We start from the raw sequence: 19,480 nt of genomic DNA, 5'->3' as shown, positions 1-19,480 counted from the left end.
AAGGGACAAAAACCTTTCCCCTTTACCCCACTGGCGTTGCCTTGGCATACTAGTTCGTTGGGGAAAGAGAAAGGGAGAAAGTTGAAATTAACCCCTTATCCCTTTCCCCACAATCTTTTGAGGGCATAGTCAGGGTAAGATTTCCAACTGAAATTTGATTTGGTTAAGCGTTTTGAAATCAAAATTGGTTTTGGGGAAAAGGTTAATGGTTAATGGTTAAGGGTTAAAGGTTTTTTATTTCCCTTTTCCCATTCCCCTTTTTCCCCTTAACCAACAAATATTGCTCAAGGTTATTGCTTGAGCTTTTTTGCCATTGCATCCCTTCACCCTTTCCCCTTTCCCCCTTCCCCCGTATTTCTTATTGCCTGACAAACATTGTGGATATTAATACGCTGTATATTAGTTTTTGATGACTGCTGTGTGTTGATGGGAGCAAACAGCTATCAGCTGCCAGTAAATGGTTAATAGTTCCAACTATTAGCTGTTGAGTATGGACTGTTGGGTGCTGAATGCTCTTGGCTTAAATTTTTATGTCAATTTGATGGAAAGAGGTAGAAAATCGTGAAAGGATTGGTGCGTTTATTAACAGTGTTTAGTTTGTTGCTTGGTTGCTGGGGATGGCTGGGAACAACTCAAGTTGCCCAAGCTGCCAATTTTAACAGTCTGACTATTCCCCAAGTCCCAGTTCTAGCAGTTGGGCAGAATAAGGCAGACGCTAAGTTAGGAACGGAATTTGGTAAAAAAATTGATTTGAACAATACCAACGTCCGCGCTTTTCAACAATATCCAGGGTTGTATCCTACTCTAGCTAAGAAAATTATCAAAAACGCTCCTTACCAAAAGGTAGAGGATGTGTTGCAACTAGAAGGATTGAGCGATCGCCAAAAACAAACTCTGCAAGCCAATTTAGATAAATTTACAGTTACAGAACTAGAACCTGCCTTCAACGAAGGCGACGATCGCTTTAACAACGGCATCTATAGATAACTGTTTTTGCAGTTAACTTGAGAAAATCACAGCCTATCTCTGCTATCAGGGTATGGCATTTCAACTGGGAGATGTACAGAGACAGGAGATTAATCTCTCCTAACTCTTACCTCTCCTGTTCTCATATAAAATCTTGAGCGCAAAAAATCAGGATACTAGCCCCTAGATATCTGGGGTTATTTATTTTGAATTTTGAATTCCCCAAAGGGGTTAACCTTGCCTGCAACAAATATTCCTAGCCAGTTTGATGTTTTAGTAGTTGGTGCAGGTGCCGCAGGGCTGTATACGGCACTTTGTCTCCCACAATCTTTGCGAGTGGGATTAATTACTAAAGAAACAGTTTCCCTCTCAGCCAGTGATTGGGCACAAGGTGGTATTGCCGCTGCGATCGCCCCGGAAGATTCCCCGACTCTACATATTGAAGATACAATCCGGGCTGGGGCTGGTTTGTGTGACACAGAGGCTGTGCAATTCCTCGCCGAACATGCCCCTAGCTGTATTCAATCTCTCGTTGATTTGGGCGTAGCTTTTGACCGTCATGGTAATGCTTTAGCCTTAACTTTAGAAGCTGCCCATTCCCGCAACCGCGTGCTTCATGCCGCCGACACCACAGGTAGGGAAGTCACCACCACCCTCACTGCCCAAGTACTGCGACGACCAAATATTTTAGTGATCCAGCAAGCTTTGGCTTTGAGTTTATGGATGACACCAGAGGGCGATGTCTCCGACGGGCTACGCCAACGCACTCAAGGCATTAGCTTGTTTTATCAAGGCGAAATTCAATGGATTCAGGCACGTGCAGTCGTACTGGCAACAGGTGGTGGGGGACAGGTATTTGCCCAAACCACCAACCCAGCTGTCAGTACAGGTGATGGAGTTGCGATCGCCTACCGTGCTGGGGCAATTCTCCGCGACTTGGAATTTATCCAATTTCACCCCACAGCCTTAACCAAACCAGGTGCCGATCGTTTCCTCATTAGTGAGGCTGTACGCGGCGAGGGGGCGCACCTCGTCGATGATGAAGGGCGACGTTTTGCTTTTGATTACCACCCGGCTGGCGAACTTGCACCGCGAGATGTTGTGAGTAGAGCCATTTTTAGCCATTTGCAACGGACAGCCGCAGATCCCGCCACTGCCCATGTCTGGTTAGATATGCGCCCCATCCCCCCAGACAAAATTCGGCATCGCTTCCCCAACATCATCAAAGTTTGTCAACATTGGGGCATAGATGTCTTTACAGAACCCATACCTGTAGCCCCAGCTGCCCATTATTGGATGGGTGGAATTGTCACAGATGTGATGAATCGCACCAATATTTCCGGTTTGTATGCCGTAGGCGAAACCGCCAGCACTGGAGTACATGGGGCAAATCGCTTGGCAAGTAACTCACTGCTAGAATGCATAGTTTTTGGCGCACAGATGGCTAATCTTGATTTGGCAGATGTAGAGTTGCAATCAGAAATACCCATGCTACCATTGCGAGAATTTCAGACTACTGAAAGTGAATGGCACAGACAGCAAGCAAGTATAGCAGCACTGCGGCAGAAATTACCCCGTCTAGTTTGGCAAAGCGCTGGTATTTGTCGTTCACAATCAGGATTAGAAGCCGCAATTACCACAATAGAATCTTGGCAACAAGATTTTGCTAATTTACCTGTGAGTCAATTTCTGCTATCTTTAAAAGCCACAGAACCAGCCAATTTACAACTACCAGATATAGAAAGACAACTGCGGTTGTGGGCAGAGACTCGTAATTTATTAGATGTAGCTGACTTAATTCTGAAAAGTGCAGTGTTTAGAACCGAAAGCCGGGGTGGACACTACCGATTAGATTATCCAGAACCAGAATTTGATTGGCAAGCTCACACACTTGTCCAACAAAACCATTGGTGGAAATCTCCGATTTTAAACTCTTAGCGAAATACTTGCTCAATCTCATAAGAAATCATTTTGACTTTCTTAGCGAGTACCGCTACCATGCTCACTGTCAGGGCCACCATAGTTAGGCGGAATATAAATATCTTTTGTTTCCTGGGAATTAGCTTTAGTGCTAGTTAAGCTTTCAGTACTATTCGTACTGAAGTGATTGGCATTCAAACTATTTAAGGCTGTAGTCGTATCAATATTCTTGAAAATTACCAAGTAACCACTGATTAACAAGATAGCAATACTTGTAACTCTTAGATGAAAACTAATAACTCTCGGTAAACTTTCGGTGTAGGATTTCATAGAATTTCTTAATGTTATTTTCAGTAGATATACGCATTTGGCTAGAGAATATTAAATTTTGATTAAACGTTTTTTAAATGAAAATAAATGAATTTTAAGCAGTAACTGATAGTAAAAACCTGCAGTGCTTAGGAAAAAGTAGACAAAAGAGCATAAAGCTTGTAAATGCTAAATTTTAGATTTTTTCAACTGAATGTTGACTTGGGATTTGCTGTACTACTAACTAGCAGACTGTGAGCGGAGTTGTGCATGAAATAACCTTGACATTTAATAAATACTAATTAGTTGTGTTTATAACATCGGTCAAAAGTAAGAGATTATTAGGGGCCTCCGAAGCACGTGTTTTTCTTAAATCTAAAATACTTAATACAATCTTAATATTGACGTATGTAATTTCTATGTTAACTGGAACACAAATCAAAAAAATAATGTGAATAATCTCCTAATTCACTAATGTTAAGAAATATATACATCAGTACAATCCCTAAATTCGAGGCTCAAAATACCTATGTTTTACTCTTGGCTACAATAGGCAAGCCAGAATTACAGTTAAAATACTGACAAGTATAAATATCACCTAAGTATAAATGCTGAAAAATCTTGGGAGATGAGGGAGGAGGGACAAGGAGAAATTATTATTCCCCAATCCCCATTACCCCTTATCCCCAGAGGGGGCCCCGAGTTCCCCAATCCCCAGTCCCCAGTCCCCAATCCCCAATCCCCAATCCCCAGTCCCCATTACCCCTTATCCCCAGAGGGGGCCCCGAGTTCCCCAATCCCTATTTATATTAAGTATTTAGAATAACTGTAAAAAATTGCTGCAAATTCAGCTTGCTTTCTTGAATTTTGTTGGCAAATATTCAGATCATATTTTAATAATCAACAAGTTTTAGGAGCGAATCAGTTGCTTACTTCGACCTTACTTGCCGCTACCACTGTGCCCACCACTCTACAATGGAGTCCCTCCATTGGGATCATCATGATTTTGGCGAATATCGCTGCCATTGCCTTTGGTAAGTCAAGCATCAAATATCCTAATGTAGGGCCGGCTCTACCTTCACCCAATTTGTTTGGTGGTTTTGGTTTACCTGCACTATTAGCAACTACCGCCTTTGGTCATATCTTAGGAACAGGTATTATTTTAGGCCTGCATAATCTGGGAAGATTTTAGGCTGGGATATATTTGATAACTCTTTTGTCTCCAATCATTAAGCCAGAGAATTGAATCTCTGGCTTTTCTTTGTTCATTACCAAGTTGCATAAAATTGTCACAACTACTTTGTTTACAGTAGTTTTTTAGTATTAATAAATACTCAGTTTTTGGGATTTTAACTTATTAAGTTGCTATACAGGCATTGGAGCCAAACCATGCAACTGACGTACAGCATTAATACAGATTGAACAATCACAGCCAAACAATTTTATGGCTTCATCACTTTCTGCATCCGTAAATTCCAATTCCGCAGGCTGATTTGGTGATTGTAGTTGCGCTACTTTCACCTCTGAGTTAGCAGGAGTCGCAGAAGCATTGCTAACCTGGATACATACCTGTTTTGCTGTTGCTGAGTGCGGGGAACGTACACAAGATAGATGAGTACCCACTGGGGTAACTGTTTGTCCATGAGCTGGTTTAGTCATCATGACCATAGACAGCATAGACATAAACACTGCTGGGGTGGAAAGCAAGGATAGGACAAATTTTTTGTTCATTAGTTCTCCAACATTGGTAATGAAAGATGAATTTTATCTTTTCACACAATTGGTGAGCGATCAGTCTATCTTATACAGATTCTTCAGAAATGGCTTGAGGCTTATTGTAAAAATCGAGTCAGAAGCAAATCGGTTTTAGTTGAGGATAATCTGATGCTTCCTGAGCCACTTATACTACTTGAAAATTCAAAATACCCTGCGGGTTCGCTGTTCGACGAAAATGTTCCCGTAACCTATGGAGAAGTCAGCTACGCGTAGCGTCTTTGAAAGCAAAAGAGTAAGCAGTTTGTTGATTGTAAATGCTCTGTTGATTTAAGCGGTGCTATACTATAGCACTCATATTTGATTTTGAAGTTTACGTAGGATGCGTTAGCGATAGCGTAACGCATCACTGCCAAAGCTTTTAGCACGTTACTAATTACCATAAAAGTTTTAACGAAAAATATCGTATTTTCTACCCTAAGCTTTTCTACTGTACAACATAGATTTTTACGGCTATCAGCAATTGAGCCAGTTGCGAGCTTTTGATTTTAAATTAGCTGTACTGCCATAGATGATTATTTTTGCACAATTTGAAATTATCTATTTCTGTAAATTTCATTAATCACGATATCTTTGATACTGAAGTAAATAATTAATGAAGTTAATAAAAATTGGGCTAATTGTAAAATTGGATCTAATCGCCAGCCTTGAAAGACAAAAATAAATCCACAGAGCAACATGATACTAGGAATTAATAATGCTTGTAGCAGGTAAATTATAAAAGCTATACTTCCTAGTCTGTTAGCACGTTTAAATAATAAAAAAACCATAAATCCCATGTAAAATATAGCAAAAATAATATAGATAAAACCTAGTAAGCTAGCTATATTTAAACCAGAATAAATCTGCATAACAAATTCCTAAAGTCGTAACGCACAAAAACCAGTGCTATAGGTGCGTTAACGATAGCGTAACGCAGCCTACATAAGTTTCAAAAATCAAATATCAGTTCTATAGATGTTGAAATCTATAATTAATTGTTTACTCATTTTATTGCTGCTTTTCTACATTATTTTTAAATTATGCTGTCAGTTTTTTGCTAGAAGCTATCTATTTTTTAATTTAGTAACCAAATTAGATATCACAGTTTTTATCTGTCGCTACATTAGTAGGAAAAAAATTACTGTGAATAAGCTAGTAAAACAAGGCAAAAGTAAAAAGTAAAAAGTAAAAAGAAAGAATAGTTATAGTACAAGCCTTTTGGCAATTACAGAGGGTCTGTTTATTTACGCCGACTTGTACTAGTTAATTTTGAATTTTGAATTTTGAATTTCCAATAAGCAAGTAAATTTTTTATGTTTTCTCATCATTTTAAATGTGTAAAATACTTCAGCAAGCTTACCTCTTTTTAGGTTGTGAAGGATTTCGCTGGGAAGACATATCTGCTTGTAGTTCTTGTCTACCATTGTTGACAATTCGCAACATATCTTTAAGATCCTGTTCAATGCCTTCTAAGACGCTATCAGCATATTGATCGGCCCCGTTTTCAATTTCTTGAGCTTGTGCGATCGCAGTTTGTCGCATTTCCTCTAACTCTTGCATACAAGCACGCTGTTTTTGCTCAATTTCAGCCAAAGTTTCTTGCATCAGAGCATCACACTCTTGCTGTACTTGCCGTCTTAGCTGTTCAGCTTCTCGCTCTGCCTGTCTGATAATATCGCTTTCAGCTAAGATTTGCGCCCGTTTAGCTTGGGCGGCTTCTACAACTTGCTGGCCATACTCTTCTGCTTCTAGCAGAATTTCTTCTTTTTGGTCGAGGATTGTGGCTGCTTCTTGAAACACAGCTGGTAAAGAAACTCTGATGAAATCTAGCTGTTCTAGTAGCTTTTCTTCATCTACTAGGGTGCGTCCAGTTAGGGGAATTCGCAAGCTAGAAAGAATAATTTCTTCTAGTCGATTCAGTTCCTGGAGAATATCTATATTTCCCGCTCCTTCGGTATATTCTTGAGGGGCGTGATTGTTTCCGTTGTGATTGGGTTCAACATTTGAGAGTTGTGGTTGTAGCATTGGTATATTTCTAGGGCAATGTGTGGGGGAACGAGATGATCGACAGAGCCACCAAACCTTGCAATCTCTTTTACCACACTACTACTTAAAAAACTATACTCATTTGAGGTTGCTAGAAAAACAGTCTCTATTTGAGTTGACAGTGTTTTATTAGTATGAGCCATCTGAAGTTCAATTTCAAAGTCTGAAACGGCCCGTAAACCCCTTAATAACACTTGTGCTTGGCGCATTTGGACGTAATTGACCGTTAAACCATCAAAGCTGTCTACATCCACATTAGGTAAATGTTGTGTAGATAGCCGAATTTGTTCTAGCCGTTGCTGCACACTAAACAATGGTGTTTTATTAGGGTTACGCAAAACAGCTACAATTACTCGCTCAAACAGCCGACTACCGCGCTGAATGATATCCAGATGTCCTAATGTTATGGGGTCAAAGCTACCAGGGTAAATAGCAATCACAATCGTAGATACATCAAAGTTATGTAGGTGATTATATCGGAACCTGCCTCCAAACCTTTGAGTATGAGGAAACTACTAATTTTCAATAGCAAAATTGCTACTCAGTGTTTATTATAAACTGCCTATATCAGCATATTAGTAAACTTTTATTTTATTTATAGAAATCCTCTGTGAGTGCAGAAATTATTTGCGTAAGGAGGAAATCAGCAACAAAAAATCTATTGATAGTGAATTTTTCATAAATCAAATATTAGCAATGTATAGCTTAATATTTTGCTAAACTAGCCCTCTCCACTTGTTATTTACTACAAAAGTCAGATGCATATTTCATTTAAATCAGTATCTTTTAGGACTGGAGTATTTTTGATCACAGACAATCTTTACTTTATATAGTTCTAATGAAGTATTTTAATCTCTCTAAATGAACGGTATAAATGGAATATGAAAACACGAAATATTTTAATTTTATTTTTAATATTCAAAAACAGTTTTTATGAATATGTTTACTGTAAAGATGTTTGTCACATTTAATTTGTATTCAAGTAGATTTTTCATATTCACAAGATGATAGGGAGTGACCTGATGACAGATATTAATCGAGACGAACTTCGCAAATTTATTTATCCTCACAGTCGTTATTACGGTTCTTTTAAGGCAGAAACCTTAGTTTTTAATGCTAACTTGCAAGAATTTGCTCAAAGAGTAGGCTATATAAGTGTTTTAGAAACATCTGGAAAACTCTCAACAGAAGAAGCCTACAGACAGATTCAATCACTTTGGAAGGAGTTGAAGCGCAGCAAAAAAGAGTTGGGGGTTGGAGAAGAAAATTCAGATGCTAGTTAAAGTTAGAAGCTAATCAGCATCGAATGTGTATAATTAGGGAGGGCAAGATGCCCACCCCACAAAATTGTGATGCCATTAAAATATGCAAATTATAGATAGGGGAGATAAAAGTGGTGTGGATGTTACTCCCACTTCATTGCCACATCTAAGTTAATTGAAATCTTTTAATATGATGTGTTTCTTGGTATCAAAGCTAATGATACCTTCTTTGCGTAATTTACTCATCAATCTTGTAATTGTGACTCGGTTAGCACAGCAAGCACTAGCAATATCTTCATGAGTCAAACGAACTTTCAGACGAGTTCCTTCTGCGACAGGTTCGCCAATTTCTTGTTTGAGAAATTCCAAAAGATAATGCAAGCGTTCTTGCACTTGCCGCCTTCCAGAAATAGCTAAAAAAGATTCTGTCTGCTGTAGGCGTTGATTAATTTTTGGTACAATCGTGGAACTGAGAGTAGAAGAAACTGGTATCTCTGTGGCGTATATTGACACTAACTCAACATTAGATAGAGCGATCGCCTGGTAAATATTTAAAGATGTCATACTCGCGCCAAAAACCATTCCAGGCCCAGCTAATCCTATGAGTATCTCTTCACCAGTTTCGCAAAAAGTACTAAGTTTCACCCAACCCTGATTCACATAAAAAATTTCTAGCGGGTTGAGTGTTATATTTTCTCCTTTAGAATATTTAGACAATTGCCGATTCTGAAGAATATCATTGATGCTATTGTCTTCTGATGATTGCCATTGTTGGCGCTCAGTTATATTGCGTATTAACCAGTGGAAAGATACGACTTTAGCATCTTGATTGCGGACAACCGCTACAGTTAAAGCCGCATTGAGAGTTTTACCATGACGTTGCTGCAAACGTACTAGTAACTCTTTGGTTCTATCTGCTTGAACTAATCGGTTGAGTTCGGTACGAATCTGCTGACGTTCTTCGAGAGGAACAAAGTTTACCAGTGGCTTACCTACTAAAAAATTTTTGGAAACATTAAATAAATTAGCGGCCATTGGGTTGGCTTCGTAGATTCTGCCTTCTGTATTCGTGACTATATAGGCATCTGGTGCAAACTCGAATAAATCTTGGTAGCGTTGGCGTTCTGCTTCTAAAAAATTTTGTGTTTGTATCAGTTCCTCGTTTTGTTGATACAGTTCCTCTACTGCTAACTGTACCGTTCTGGAGGTGCTATGCAGTTCCTCAAAGGCTTGGGGTAGCATATCTTGTGGTACCCAAGGTAAGACAGTAGCCGTTTGATATAAATCTGCTAACCGTTTATGCAATGCTTCTGTGCGTTGGAAAAATAATTCTATGTTCACCTGAAATTCTCCCTATCGGCTTGCAGAGGTTAACCAAAAAATCCTATCTGTCAAGATATTGGCCTTCTGAAACTACCAATGATAAAAACGGTTAATTTAATGTTTCGTATGACTTTCTTAAGAGGTGCTAATCTTGATATCTACCTCTTGAGTTAAGTCAGTTTATTGAATCATTTCTTAAAATACCTAAGCTGATACGCACATAAATCAAATATTCTGGCGTTAGGACTGTCAAGGGTCCAGAGTCCAAAGTCCAAGCTAGCCTTTGACTCTGGACTCTGGACTTTTGACAACCTGAGTGCGAAATATACAATTTAAATGCGTAACAGCTTATCATAAAGCTGAATATTGAATGCTTAACAATAACCTAACTACTAAAAGAGATAAAAAACTTCTATCCTAGGAATGGGATAGCCACAGTTGTGATAAAAATAAAAAGTCTGGTTAAGATTTATAAAGCAAAAATTTATAGTTCTGCAATTTATAAATAAAAAATAAATTATCACTAAATTTCCATTTGTAGCTAGAAACTAATGCAATATGCAATTTCCTAGGAAAAATTAGGTACATTTATATGCAAAATAATAATTTTTAATATTAATAAATATACTAAATTATTACCATGTAGCGTACGTTACAGCTCACGCCTAACGCACAAAAAGCTGTTAGCGTTAGCGTCAAGCACTACATGAATTTTAAAAATCGAATAGGAGTCCTATAGTTTTTGCTACGCTTAAAATTGTTGAACCGCATCCATATCAATTATCCAGCAAATTCATAACGATTTTTACCTAGGTGTTTTGCGCGGTACATAGCGCTGTCTGCTTGTTTGATTAAGGTTTCACTATCGTTACTATTAATAGGGTAAATACTTATACCAATACTAGCAGAGACGTTGGTAGTATATCCATCTAAAACTATTGGCTCCTTAATTGTACTGAGAATTTTTTCAGCTACTTTAGATGCGACTTGCACTTGCGGAATTGCCCGTAAAATCACTGTAAATTCATCACCACCCAAGCGAGAAACTGTATCGCTACCCCGCAAACAATTACTGAGCCTTTGAGAGACAGTCACCAATAAGCGATCGCCAATTTCATGTCCTAGAGTATCATTCACCCTTTTAAACCCATCCAAGTCAATAAACAATAGCCCTAGCAATAAATTATTATTTTGTGCCCAAGCTAAAGATTCTTGCAGTTTTTCATTGAAGAATTTGCGATTAGACAAACCAGTCAGCGGATCGTGATACGCCAAATAACGCAGATGGTCTTCTTTGCGTTTTAATTCATTATTAGATTTATATAGTTGCGCTGCTTTGCGTTTAAGTTTCTCTTCCATCAGCTTGCGTTCTGTAATATCGTGGATCACCCCCACTAAAAAGCAATTACCAGCCGCATCTTTATGGAGCGATCGCTTCGTCGCAATCAGATGAGTTGAGCCATAAGCATCAGTAAATTGTTCTTCGCTTTCATGAGACTGCTGTGTCTGAAAAACCATCTCATCTCTGCGGCGAAATACATCAGCTTGATGCTTGGGAAAAAAGTCATAGTCTGACTTTTCTAGTAATAATTGATAGGGATAACCAATCAGTTCGCAATAAGCCTCATTTAACACAATCCACTGATGCTGTTGATTTTTGACAAAAATCGGGTCAGGAATTGTATTAATTACTTGATATAAAAATTCTTTAGAGCGTTTAAACTCTTCTTGCATATAGGCAAAATAACAGGTAACCCCAATAGCGGCGCTAGCAAATGTCAGCAATGAGGGAATAAAAGGTATCCACCAACCAAATAAAAAAGCTACATAGACAGATAGAGTTAACAACAAGCAAAAAAGTAAAATACTGATAGATATTTTAATGGGGTGTCGAATTCGCCATGCTGTAACTGCACCTAAATAAGACCAGCCAAAAATCCACAAGTATTCCCATACTTTTGACCAAACTTGCAATAGTGGTCGTCCTTCTACAGCAGCAGCGATTAACTCATTGATCAAATAGGCTTGCAATTCAATTCCCGCGATCGGCTTGCGTGAGTGGGGGACAAACACAAAATCTTGCAGGCTGGGTGCAGTGGAACCAATTAACACAACGCGATCGCTAATCCAGCTTTTTTCGACTCTCCCAACTAGCACATCCCGCATCGATACTTGGCGATAACTACAAGATTTCGATGCATCTGCACAAAGTGGTTTGGGAAAGTTAGACAAAATTTGGTAGCCTCTAGCATCAGCGCGCACGTAAGCTCCATCATTAGCCTGAAATCTAGTAAAAACAGCCTTACCTAACTGTAAATACTCAGAGTTACTACTGGCGTTTTTAGGATTTATGCCTTCTGATTTTAAATATAGTAAAGCCAACTTCAAAGCAAAACTTTCGTGGGCCTGATTATCAATGTGCCAATACAACAAGCTGCGACGGATTTTGCCATCAGGGTCATATAAAACATTATTAAAACCCACTTGGTCAAGTTGATTGAGTACTGGTGGTGGTAAAACACTGGCATTTTTATTATTAGCTAGTTGTTCAATGCCGATCACATTTGGCATTGACTTATATGTTTTTACCAATTTTTTATATCCCGGCTCCACAGGTAAATCCCGGTAGATATCCAAGCCAATAGCACGGGGCTTAAAAGCATTTAATTTTTGCAGCAATTCGGCAATTACGCCATCTGGAATCGGCCAAGAACCAACTTGGCGTAAGGAAGCCTCATCAATCGCTACAATAGTGATACGCTCTTCTGGTAGGTCTTGTGGGCGGAGACGAAATAATTGATCCAGAGCACCTAACTCTAAGGATTGCAGTAATCCCAAAGAGCGTATAAGCAAGATGCAAACTGCAACGCTGGAAGCGGTAATTAATTCCCTCTTTCCTTGACTAAGCGGTTTTTTTAGTCCTGATATAAACCGCATAAAATGCTTGCCTACCTGCTTACTCATTCCCATTACCTAGTGGGGAGAAATATTCTTGATTTGCAATCTCTATCAACTACATGGCGAAATTAGCTCATAAAATGTTGATTGAATAGAAATGCGATCGCAGCCGTTGAATTCCTCAAGACGAGCTTGGGTAGTTGAGATCTATTTCTATACATAACCACTCATCATGCAATGAAATGGTAACTTGAACTGTCGCGCCTTATATCACAAATTCAGCCTAAATATTGTTGCTTAATTACAGAAGTATGTTTATAAAAGATTTTAGCAGTCAAAGCTGAATCTTATATAGTTGCATAATTGCGGTTTAAATTTTTTTTAACTGGTGTAAATTAAAAATATTTTGCGTAATTTTACTGTCTATCTAGTTATTAAATAACATTGATTTTTTGGTTGATGATAACTACCTGTAGAGTTATGGTAGAAAAAAATTGTATCTATTTACTCAATATTCGCCAACCACCACTGGATAGATTAGTATAAATTGCTTCTATATCTAATAGTATATTTATTGTCTTAATTTGCGAAAAATAAGAATATATATGTGATGTAATATTTGGAATGAATATTATTTATACTAAGGCTAAAAATTTGGCACCACATAAATCATTTTTAGCAGCGTCAAAGTTTGTATATCCCTACTTTCTTGCAAAGGTATTAAAAGTCACAAATTAAAAACTCCAGCTACAAGAGGTTAGAGTTTTTGGGTATGGCGTATAAGGCATTGGTAAATTCCTCCCCCATCCCCTCATGCATAGAGTTTCCAGTCACTTTCAATAAAAAAGTCAACTGGAATGTGCTTTATGCAACCAGTTGACTTACAATAAATTGCTAATTTTTTACTCAAAAAGCTAATTCTAGCTACCTATCTGAAATATTGGAAGTTACGAGTGCCTGTATAATTAGAAACTTTGGCTAGTTCCTCTAAGTTTTGCACTCCGCTATAGCTTTTCCCGTTAATAATCCATGTGGGGAAACCTTCTATTTTGGCAGCTTTACATGAATCTGGTTGAGCTTTTAGCCCACCAGGAGCGCATTCTACTTTCACGCCGCTGTTATCGATAATCTTGTAAGCCTCTTGACCAAAGAGTAACTTCTGTTCGTGGCAGTGCGGACACCAATAAGCCACATATTCCTTAGCGCCTATTTTCGCCAGATGATTGGCTAGACCAATTTCTGCTTCACCAGAGGTAGTAGTAATTTTCCAACCGAACTCTGGGTTAGGATCTACTGTCGGTGAGAATGGCAGAATTTTCTGGGGTTGTCCAGGGGTAGAAGTAGCTGTATTGGCTGATGGATTGACACCTGAGTATACTCCCAATGTACCAATCAGTGTCACCATACCGACAATTAGGGCAGTAAAGAGGATTTGTCCGACATCTTCCCAAGCTCGACCCAGAATAGTGAGTACTAACATACTCATCGAGAAAATAGCCGAGCCTATGCAATAAGGACATACGGCTTTGATTTGAGATGCTAGTACATACATCAAGTAGCCGCTGAAAACGGACATTGCGATCGCGCCTACTAACAGCAGCCACCAAGTCCAATTTTCTATTTGCTTGCGGTTATTATCTCCCTGTTTCAGGGCTAAAGGAGCCAAAGCCAATATCAACATACTGATATAAGCTAATAACCCAAATAAGGCTAATGGCTGACCAAAAACCGTTGCCCACGGGCTGGAAAGCACATCACCACAGCCTTTAAAACCAGCTTGTTGGGCCGGACAAGCTGCACTACCTCCGGTTAATTTCTCGTAAGTCAAATAACCTGTAACTAGGATACCAAGTCCAGCGATCGCGGCAATCAAAGGACGCGACCATTTATGAATCCAAGGAGTAGAACGACGACGAATCATAAACTTGATTGGGGGTTGGGGTTGGGGATTGGGTACTGGGGATTGGGGGTTGGGGTTGGGGATTGGGTACTGGGAATTGGGGGTTGGGGTTGGGGATTGGTTGCTTCCCCTTCTCCTTTTTACCTTCTCCTGCTTTCCCTAGTCCCTAGTCCCTAATCCCTAGTCCCCAGTCCCCAGTCCCCAGTCCCTAGTCCCTAGGAACGGATAGTTACTGAGGAAACTGATTTAGTTTCACCCTTAGAGTTCCAACTCCGGTGTGCGGCTTCTACAAATTGACTGACACGTATCGGGTCAATTGGTTGGTCGATTCTACCGTGACGTTTTAGGGAACTGGAAACGATGACACCATCTGCGGCCTGCATTAGTGTAGCAATGTTTTCCCAATTCGCCCCACTGCCAATAAAGACTGGCGTGCCATTGGCCGCACCACAAGCTAGTTCCAAATCTTCTATGTTAGGCGGGCTACCTGTAGCCCAACCTGACAAAATCACTGCATCTGCCAAACCCCTTTCAATTGTGTCTTTGACAGCAACCGTGAGATTTGGAGAACTTAAAGGGCGAGCGTGTTTCACCAATACATCGGCCAGAATTTTAACATCACTGCCTAACTCTCGCCGATAGCGGAGTAGTTGATGGGCTTCTCCCTCAATTAATCCTTGGTCGGTTGCCATTACCCCAGTAAGAACATTGACGCGAATAAATTGCGCCCGCACACAACTGGCGATCGCAATTGCACTTTTCGCATCGTTCCGCAACACATTTAAACCAATCGGCAATGTCACTAAATTCTGTATTTGCTGCACCACTACAGTCATGGCACTCACGACCGCCGGATCGACCTGATTTTTGGTAAAGGGCGCATCAAAAAAGTTTTCGACAATAATCCCGTCAACCCCACCACTTGCTAGGGCTGTGGCTTCTTGTTCGGCCCGGTCAATCACGGTTTTGAGGTTTCCTCCCCAGCGGGGCGAGGTTGGCAGTGGTAATAGGTGAACCACGCCAATAATTGGTGTTCGAGTTTTAAATAGCTGATCTAAGTCCACGTCTTTAACCGCTTCGCGGAGTCCACAGTACATCAGTCTAGAGTCTAGAATTGTTTGACCATGACTAATGACTAAATGACTAATGAATAATTGATTTTATTATGGACGGTTTCCCGCCTCCTCCCTAGGATGGAAATTAGCGTAAAACCTTCCATAAGATATGTTAAGATAAAACCTGACTGTAAGAGGAGTTTGCAACTCACAAGACGCGAGGCAGCTTCCCACGGTTTAGGTCTATCACCTGCGGACTTCGTAGGCAAAGCCTGATCTGAAGGGTAGCATTACAGCTTGATTAGGCGTAGTCGCGAGTGTGCGCGATTTCCCTGAGGGTAGCGACTTCTCACAACCAGCCCTTTGGGCGGCTTCCCGATGGGTAAATTAACAACGCACGCGCCACGGTAATGTAAAATACCAATAGGCGAATTGTTAAAAAACATAACAGGTGTCAAAGGAATTCTAAGACACTGAGTCTTACCCTGGGAAAACAGATTAATAAAAGCATCATAACATGACCTAAACATTGATACGGGTCATAGGTTTGCGGACGGGGACAGGCAATGCTAACCTTCCACTTTAGTACTGTCACTTCGGGGTGCAGAAAAAACAAGAGCGTCGCAAACGCTCGACTGTGTTTGAAGACAAGAAAAAAAGTGAAAATTTTTTCAAAATATGGGTGACAAGCCAACAATTGCAATTTCTCACCTAGGCTGCGAGAAAAATAGAGTTGATACAGAACATATGCTAGGGCTGCTGGTCAAAGCAGGCTATGGCGTAGATAGTAATGAAGAATTAGCCGATTACGTTATTGTCAATACCTGTAGTTTTATTGAAGCAGCCCGAGCAGAATCTGTTAAAACTTTGGTAGAGTTGGCAGAGGCGAACAAAAAAATCGTGATCACAGGCTGTATGGCCCAGCACTTCCAAGAACAATTATTGGAAGAGTTACCAGAAGCCGTGGCCGTAGTAGGTACAGGCGATTATCACAAAATTGTAAATGTAATTGAGCGGGTAGAACAAGGAGAACGGGTAAAGCAGGTTAGTATTGAACCAACCTATATTGCCGATGAAACTACACCGCGCTACCGCACTACAACCGAAGGCGTAGCTTATCTGCGAGTGGCCGAAGGATGTGATTATCGTTGTGCGTTTTGTATTATTCCTTTTTTGAGAGGAAACCAGCGATCGCGGACGATTGAATCCATTGTTGCTGAAGCCCAGCAGTTAGCTAGTCAAGGGGTACAAGAAATTATTCTGATTTCCCAAATCACTACTAATTATGGTTTGGATATTTACGGCAAGCCCAAGTTAGCCGAATTATTGCGCGCCTTGGGAGAAGTAGATGTACCGTGGATCAGAATGCATTATGCTTATCCCACGGGGTTGACACCAGATGTCATAGCAGCGATCCAAGAAACACCAAATGTTTTACCTTACTTAGATTTGCCTTTACAACATTCTCATCCTGACATTCTCCGCGCCATGAACCGTCCCTGGCAAGGGCGAGTCAACGATGGGATTATTGAACGCATTAAAAAAGAGCTACCATCAGCGGTACTAAGGACAACATTTATTGTTGGTTTCCCTGGAGAGACAGAAGAGCATTTTGAGCATTTACTTCAGTTTGTCCAGCGACATGAATTTGACCATGTAGGCGTGTTTACTTTTTCTCCCGAAGAAGAAACCCCAGCCTACAAGCTGCCAAATCAGTTACCTCAAGAAGTGATGGACGATCGCCGAAACCGCCTCATGGAACTCCAACAGCCGATTGCTTGGCAGAAGAATCAACAGGAAGTAGGCAAAATTGTTGATGTCCTGATTGAGCAAGAAAATCCGGAAACTGGAGAATTAATTGGTCGTTCTGGGCGATTTGCCCCAGAGATTGATGGACAAATCTATGTCGTTGGCCAAGCGAAGTTAGGAACAATCGTGCCAGTAGAGATCCAAAGTGCGGATACATACGACCTCTACGGTCAAATTGTCAAGAGCTAATTTGTCATTTGTCCTTTGTCATTTGTCAATAACTCAAGACCAATGACTAAAGACCAATGACTAAATCCCAAAAAATCAAAAATAAAATCTAGGAGAGTTAATGAATCTTTCGTTTCAAGAACTAGGCATTTCACAAGAACGTGTTGAACAACTAGAAAAAATTGGTTTCACCACACCAACCAATATTCAAACTCAAGCAATTCCCCAACTGCTAGCTGGACGCGATGTGGTTGGACAATCTCAAACCGGAACTGGTAAAACCGCAGCTTTTTCATTGCCAATTCTAGAACGGCTAGATGTGAATCAAAGAGCCGTGCAAGCACTGGTGTTAACACCAACTCGTGAATTAGCCATGCAAGTTCACGATGCGATCGCCCAATTTATTGGTGATGAAGGATTGCGGGTATTAGCAATCTACGGTGGTCAATCAATTGATCGCCAAATTTTACAACTGCGACGTGGTGTCCACATGGTTGTGGGTACTCCCGGACGAGTAATTGACTTGCTAGATCGTGGTTGTTTGAAGCTCGATCAAGTGAAGTGGTTTGTGTTGGATGAAGCCGATGAAATGTTGAGCATGGGCTTTATCGATGACGTAATTAAAATCTTGTCCCAAGCGCCAGAAGAACGGCAAACAGCCCTATTCTCAGCGACTATGCCGCCATCAATTCGGCAATTGGTCAACAAATTTTTGCGATCGCCTGCGACAGTTACCGTCGAACAGCCAAAAGCTGCTCCCACCAAAATTAATCAGGTAGCTTACCTAATTCCTCGCCACTGGACAAAAGCCAAAGCTTTACAGCCAATTCTGGAAATGGAAGATCCAGAATCAGCATTGATCTTTGTCCGTACCAGACGCACCGCAGCCGAACTTACCAGTCAGCTGCAAGCAGCAGGTCACAGTGTCGATGAATACCACGGTGATTTATCTCAACAAGCGAGAGAACGCTTACTCAGCCGCTTCCGCAATCGCCAAGTCCGCTGGGTAGTAGCAACCGATATTGCAGCTCGGGGGTTAGATGTAGATCAACTATCTCATGTGATCAACTACGACTTACCCGATAGCGTAGAAACCTACGTCCACCGTATTGGTCGTACTGGTCGTGCTGGTAAAGAAGGAACAGCCATTTCACTAGTACAACCATTTGAGCGCCGCAAGCAGCAAGTCTTTGAACGCCATAACCGTCAAAGTTGGCAATTGCTTTCAATCCCCACCAGGGCACAAATTGAAGCGCGGCACATCAATAAACTACAAGAGCAAGTTAGAGAAGCTTTAGCTGGCGAACGCCTAGCTTCATTCTTGCCCATAGTCAGCGAACTGATCGAAAAATACGATGCTCAAGCGATCGCAGCTGCAGCATTGCAAATTGCTTACGATCAAACTCGTCCAGCTTGGTTAAGTTCAGACATTGAAATTCCCCAAGAAGACAACCTCCCAACTCCTAAACCCAAGTTGGTAAAACAGCGTCGTGATGGTTCTGGCGAGCGTTCCCGTTCCAATTGGAGCAAATCAGATAACATTGGCGAAGACGAAAGACGTTCTACTCCCAAGCCAAAATTGCGCGCAGGCCGTCGTGATGCTTCCCCAGTTAATCACAAGCTAGGTTCATCTGCAGCTAGAGAATCTGCTTCATAAGTCAACAGTCAAGAGTCAATAGTGATAATTATTGTTTGGCGGTGTGTACTTCACAGTTTTGACTTTTGACTTTGAACTTGTTGATGATTTGTTCAGAACATCATCAAAGATGGATTAGCTATAACCTGATAGTAAGTCTTTCAGGTTTAGAGCATTGGTATTACTGAAGATTTTGGGTAAATCGTAGGCTGGGCAACCTTCATGATGAAGTTGCAAATCAGATATTTGTAAATGCCCACCCTACAAAAATTTCCCGTGTTTTATTTATGAATCGGCATTGTAATACCAGTTAAAAAACCAAATGAGACGAATATATAAAGTAGGGACGCAAAGCTTTGCGCCCCTACAACTGCTGAATTAAAAAAATTATGTGCAGCCGAATTTTAGAGAATTATTATTACTCTTTAAAAAG

General features: G+C 40.5%; 15 protein-coding genes. 6 read left to right on the top strand and 9 right to left on the bottom strand.

What is annotated here, in order from left to right; all coding sequences use genetic code 11:
• The first annotated feature begins 561 nt into the window (after positions 1 to 561).
• Both psbU and nadB read left to right on the top strand, forming a co-directional pair.
• On the top strand, positions 562 to 987 hold the full coding sequence (gene psbU / locus HG267_RS19050; protein ID WP_045867688.1) for a photosystem II complex extrinsic protein PsbU: 426 nt from the start codon (positions 562 to 564) through the stop codon (positions 985 to 987).
• A 216-nt stretch (positions 988 to 1,203) separates the two neighbouring features.
• A complete protein-coding gene (gene nadB, locus HG267_RS19045) occupies positions 1,204 to 2,904 on the top strand; it encodes an L-aspartate oxidase (RefSeq protein ID WP_045867689.1) in 1,701 nt (566 codons plus the stop codon).
• Positions 2,905 to 2,946: 42 nt separating this feature from the next.
• Here nadB and HG267_RS19040 read toward each other — a convergent pair whose 3' ends face one another.
• Positions 2,947 to 3,216 (bottom strand): hypothetical protein, encoded by a 270-nt coding sequence (locus tag HG267_RS19040; RefSeq protein WP_052335035.1) that lies wholly within the window; start codon positions 3,214 to 3,216, stop codon positions 2,947 to 2,949.
• A 904-nt stretch (positions 3,217 to 4,120) separates the two neighbouring features.
• Here HG267_RS19040 and psaK point away from each other — a divergent pair.
• Positions 4,121 to 4,387, top strand: coding sequence for a photosystem I reaction center subunit PsaK (gene psaK / locus HG267_RS19035; RefSeq protein WP_045867691.1), 267 nt, complete (start codon positions 4,121 to 4,123; stop codon positions 4,385 to 4,387).
• Between the two features lie 173 nt (positions 4,388 to 4,560).
• Here the strand turns inward: psaK and HG267_RS19030 are convergent, their stop codons facing one another.
• From HG267_RS19030 to coaD, 4 genes are all read right to left on the bottom strand, one after another.
• Positions 4,561 to 4,926 (bottom strand): hypothetical protein, encoded by a 366-nt coding sequence (locus HG267_RS19030; protein ID WP_071989330.1) that lies wholly within the window; start codon positions 4,924 to 4,926, stop codon positions 4,561 to 4,563.
• A 578-nt stretch (positions 4,927 to 5,504) separates the two neighbouring features.
• Positions 5,505 to 5,819: a Ycf66 family protein gene (locus HG267_RS19025; RefSeq protein ID WP_045867694.1), complete on the bottom strand. Its 315-nt coding sequence runs from the start codon at positions 5,817 to 5,819 to the stop codon at positions 5,505 to 5,507.
• Positions 5,820 to 6,306: 487 nt separating this feature from the next.
• Positions 6,307 to 6,975: a hypothetical protein gene (locus HG267_RS19020; protein WP_071989331.1), complete on the bottom strand. Its 669-nt coding sequence runs from the start codon at positions 6,973 to 6,975 to the stop codon at positions 6,307 to 6,309.
• Entirely contained in the window at positions 6,885 to 7,436 is a 552-nt protein-coding gene (coaD, locus tag HG267_RS19015) for a pantetheine-phosphate adenylyltransferase (protein ID WP_045867695.1), read from the bottom strand. The genes HG267_RS19020 and coaD overlap by 91 nt, the downstream gene beginning before the upstream one ends.
• Before the next feature lie 582 nt (positions 7,437 to 8,018).
• On the opposite strand from coaD, the gene HG267_RS19010 reads away from it, so the two are divergent.
• Complete coding sequence (locus HG267_RS19010; protein WP_045867696.1) at positions 8,019 to 8,279, top strand: hypothetical protein; 261 nt, start codon at positions 8,019 to 8,021, stop codon at positions 8,277 to 8,279.
• Between the two features lie 150 nt (positions 8,280 to 8,429).
• On the opposite strand, the gene HG267_RS19005 is transcribed toward HG267_RS19010, so the two are convergent.
• The 4 genes from HG267_RS19005 to btpA all read right to left on the bottom strand — a co-directional run bounded on the left by HG267_RS19005 (position 8,430) and on the right by btpA (position 15,443).
• A complete protein-coding gene (locus HG267_RS19005) occupies positions 8,430 to 9,599 on the bottom strand; it encodes a PAS domain S-box protein (protein WP_045867697.1) in 1,170 nt (389 codons plus the stop codon).
• Positions 9,600 to 10,361: 762 nt separating this feature from the next.
• Complete coding sequence (locus tag HG267_RS19000) at positions 10,362 to 12,545, bottom strand: CHASE2 domain-containing protein (RefSeq protein ID WP_045868802.1); 2,184 nt, start codon at positions 12,543 to 12,545, stop codon at positions 10,362 to 10,364.
• Between the two features lie 862 nt (positions 12,546 to 13,407).
• Positions 13,408 to 14,400 (bottom strand): vitamin K epoxide reductase family protein, encoded by a 993-nt coding sequence (locus HG267_RS18995; RefSeq protein ID WP_045867698.1) that lies wholly within the window; start codon positions 14,398 to 14,400, stop codon positions 13,408 to 13,410.
• 194 nt (positions 14,401 to 14,594) lie between these two features.
• The gene (gene btpA, locus HG267_RS18990; RefSeq protein ID WP_045868803.1) at positions 14,595 to 15,443 is read right to left on the bottom strand and encodes a photosystem I biogenesis protein BtpA; all 849 of its coding nucleotides are present in this window, start codon (positions 15,441 to 15,443) and stop codon (positions 14,595 to 14,597) included.
• A gap of 669 nt (positions 15,444 to 16,112) precedes the next feature.
• Between btpA and rimO the strand changes: the two genes are divergently transcribed.
• Together rimO and HG267_RS18980 are read left to right on the top strand one after the other, a co-directional pair.
• The gene (gene rimO, locus HG267_RS18985) at positions 16,113 to 17,432 is read left to right on the top strand and encodes a 30S ribosomal protein S12 methylthiotransferase RimO (protein ID WP_045867699.1); all 1,320 of its coding nucleotides are present in this window, start codon (positions 16,113 to 16,115) and stop codon (positions 17,430 to 17,432) included.
• Between the two features lie 100 nt (positions 17,433 to 17,532).
• The gene (locus tag HG267_RS18980) at positions 17,533 to 19,068 is read left to right on the top strand and encodes a DEAD/DEAH box helicase (RefSeq protein WP_045867700.1); all 1,536 of its coding nucleotides are present in this window, start codon (positions 17,533 to 17,535) and stop codon (positions 19,066 to 19,068) included.
• Positions 19,069 to 19,480: the final 412 nt, after the last annotated feature.

The organism is Tolypothrix sp. PCC 7601 (genome assembly GCF_025677855.1).
GTDB classification, from domain to species: Bacteria; Cyanobacteriota; Cyanobacteriia; order Cyanobacteriales; family Nostocaceae; genus Aulosira; species Aulosira diplosiphon.
Note: the sequence above shows the minus strand (reverse complement) of the source record. Positions and strands in the feature narration are given on the sequence as shown.

Coding starts and splice junctions, on each gene's coding strand:
- HG267_RS19040 (WP_052335035.1), bottom strand. CDS start 3,216: ATGAAATCCTACACCGAAAGTTTACCGAGAGTTATTAGTTTTCATCTA.
- HG267_RS19030 (WP_071989330.1), bottom strand. CDS start 4,926: ATGAACAAAAAATTTGTCCTATCCTTGCTTTCCACCCCAGCAGTGTTT.
- HG267_RS19025 (WP_045867694.1), bottom strand. CDS start 5,819: ATGCAGATTTATTCTGGTTTAAATATAGCTAGCTTACTAGGTTTTATC.
- HG267_RS19020 (WP_071989331.1), bottom strand. CDS start 6,975: ATGCTACAACCACAACTCTCAAATGTTGAACCCAATCACAACGGAAAC.
- HG267_RS19010 (WP_045867696.1), top strand. CDS start 8,019: ATGACAGATATTAATCGAGACGAACTTCGCAAATTTATTTATCCTCAC.
- HG267_RS19000 (WP_045868802.1), bottom strand. CDS start 12,545: ATGAGTAAGCAGGTAGGCAAGCATTTTATGCGGTTTATATCAGGACTA.
- HG267_RS18995 (WP_045867698.1), bottom strand. CDS start 14,400: ATGATTCGTCGTCGTTCTACTCCTTGGATTCATAAATGGTCGCGTCCT.
- rimO (WP_045867699.1), top strand. CDS start 16,113: ATGGGTGACAAGCCAACAATTGCAATTTCTCACCTAGGCTGCGAGAAA.
- HG267_RS18980 (WP_045867700.1), top strand. CDS start 17,533: ATGAATCTTTCGTTTCAAGAACTAGGCATTTCACAAGAACGTGTTGAA.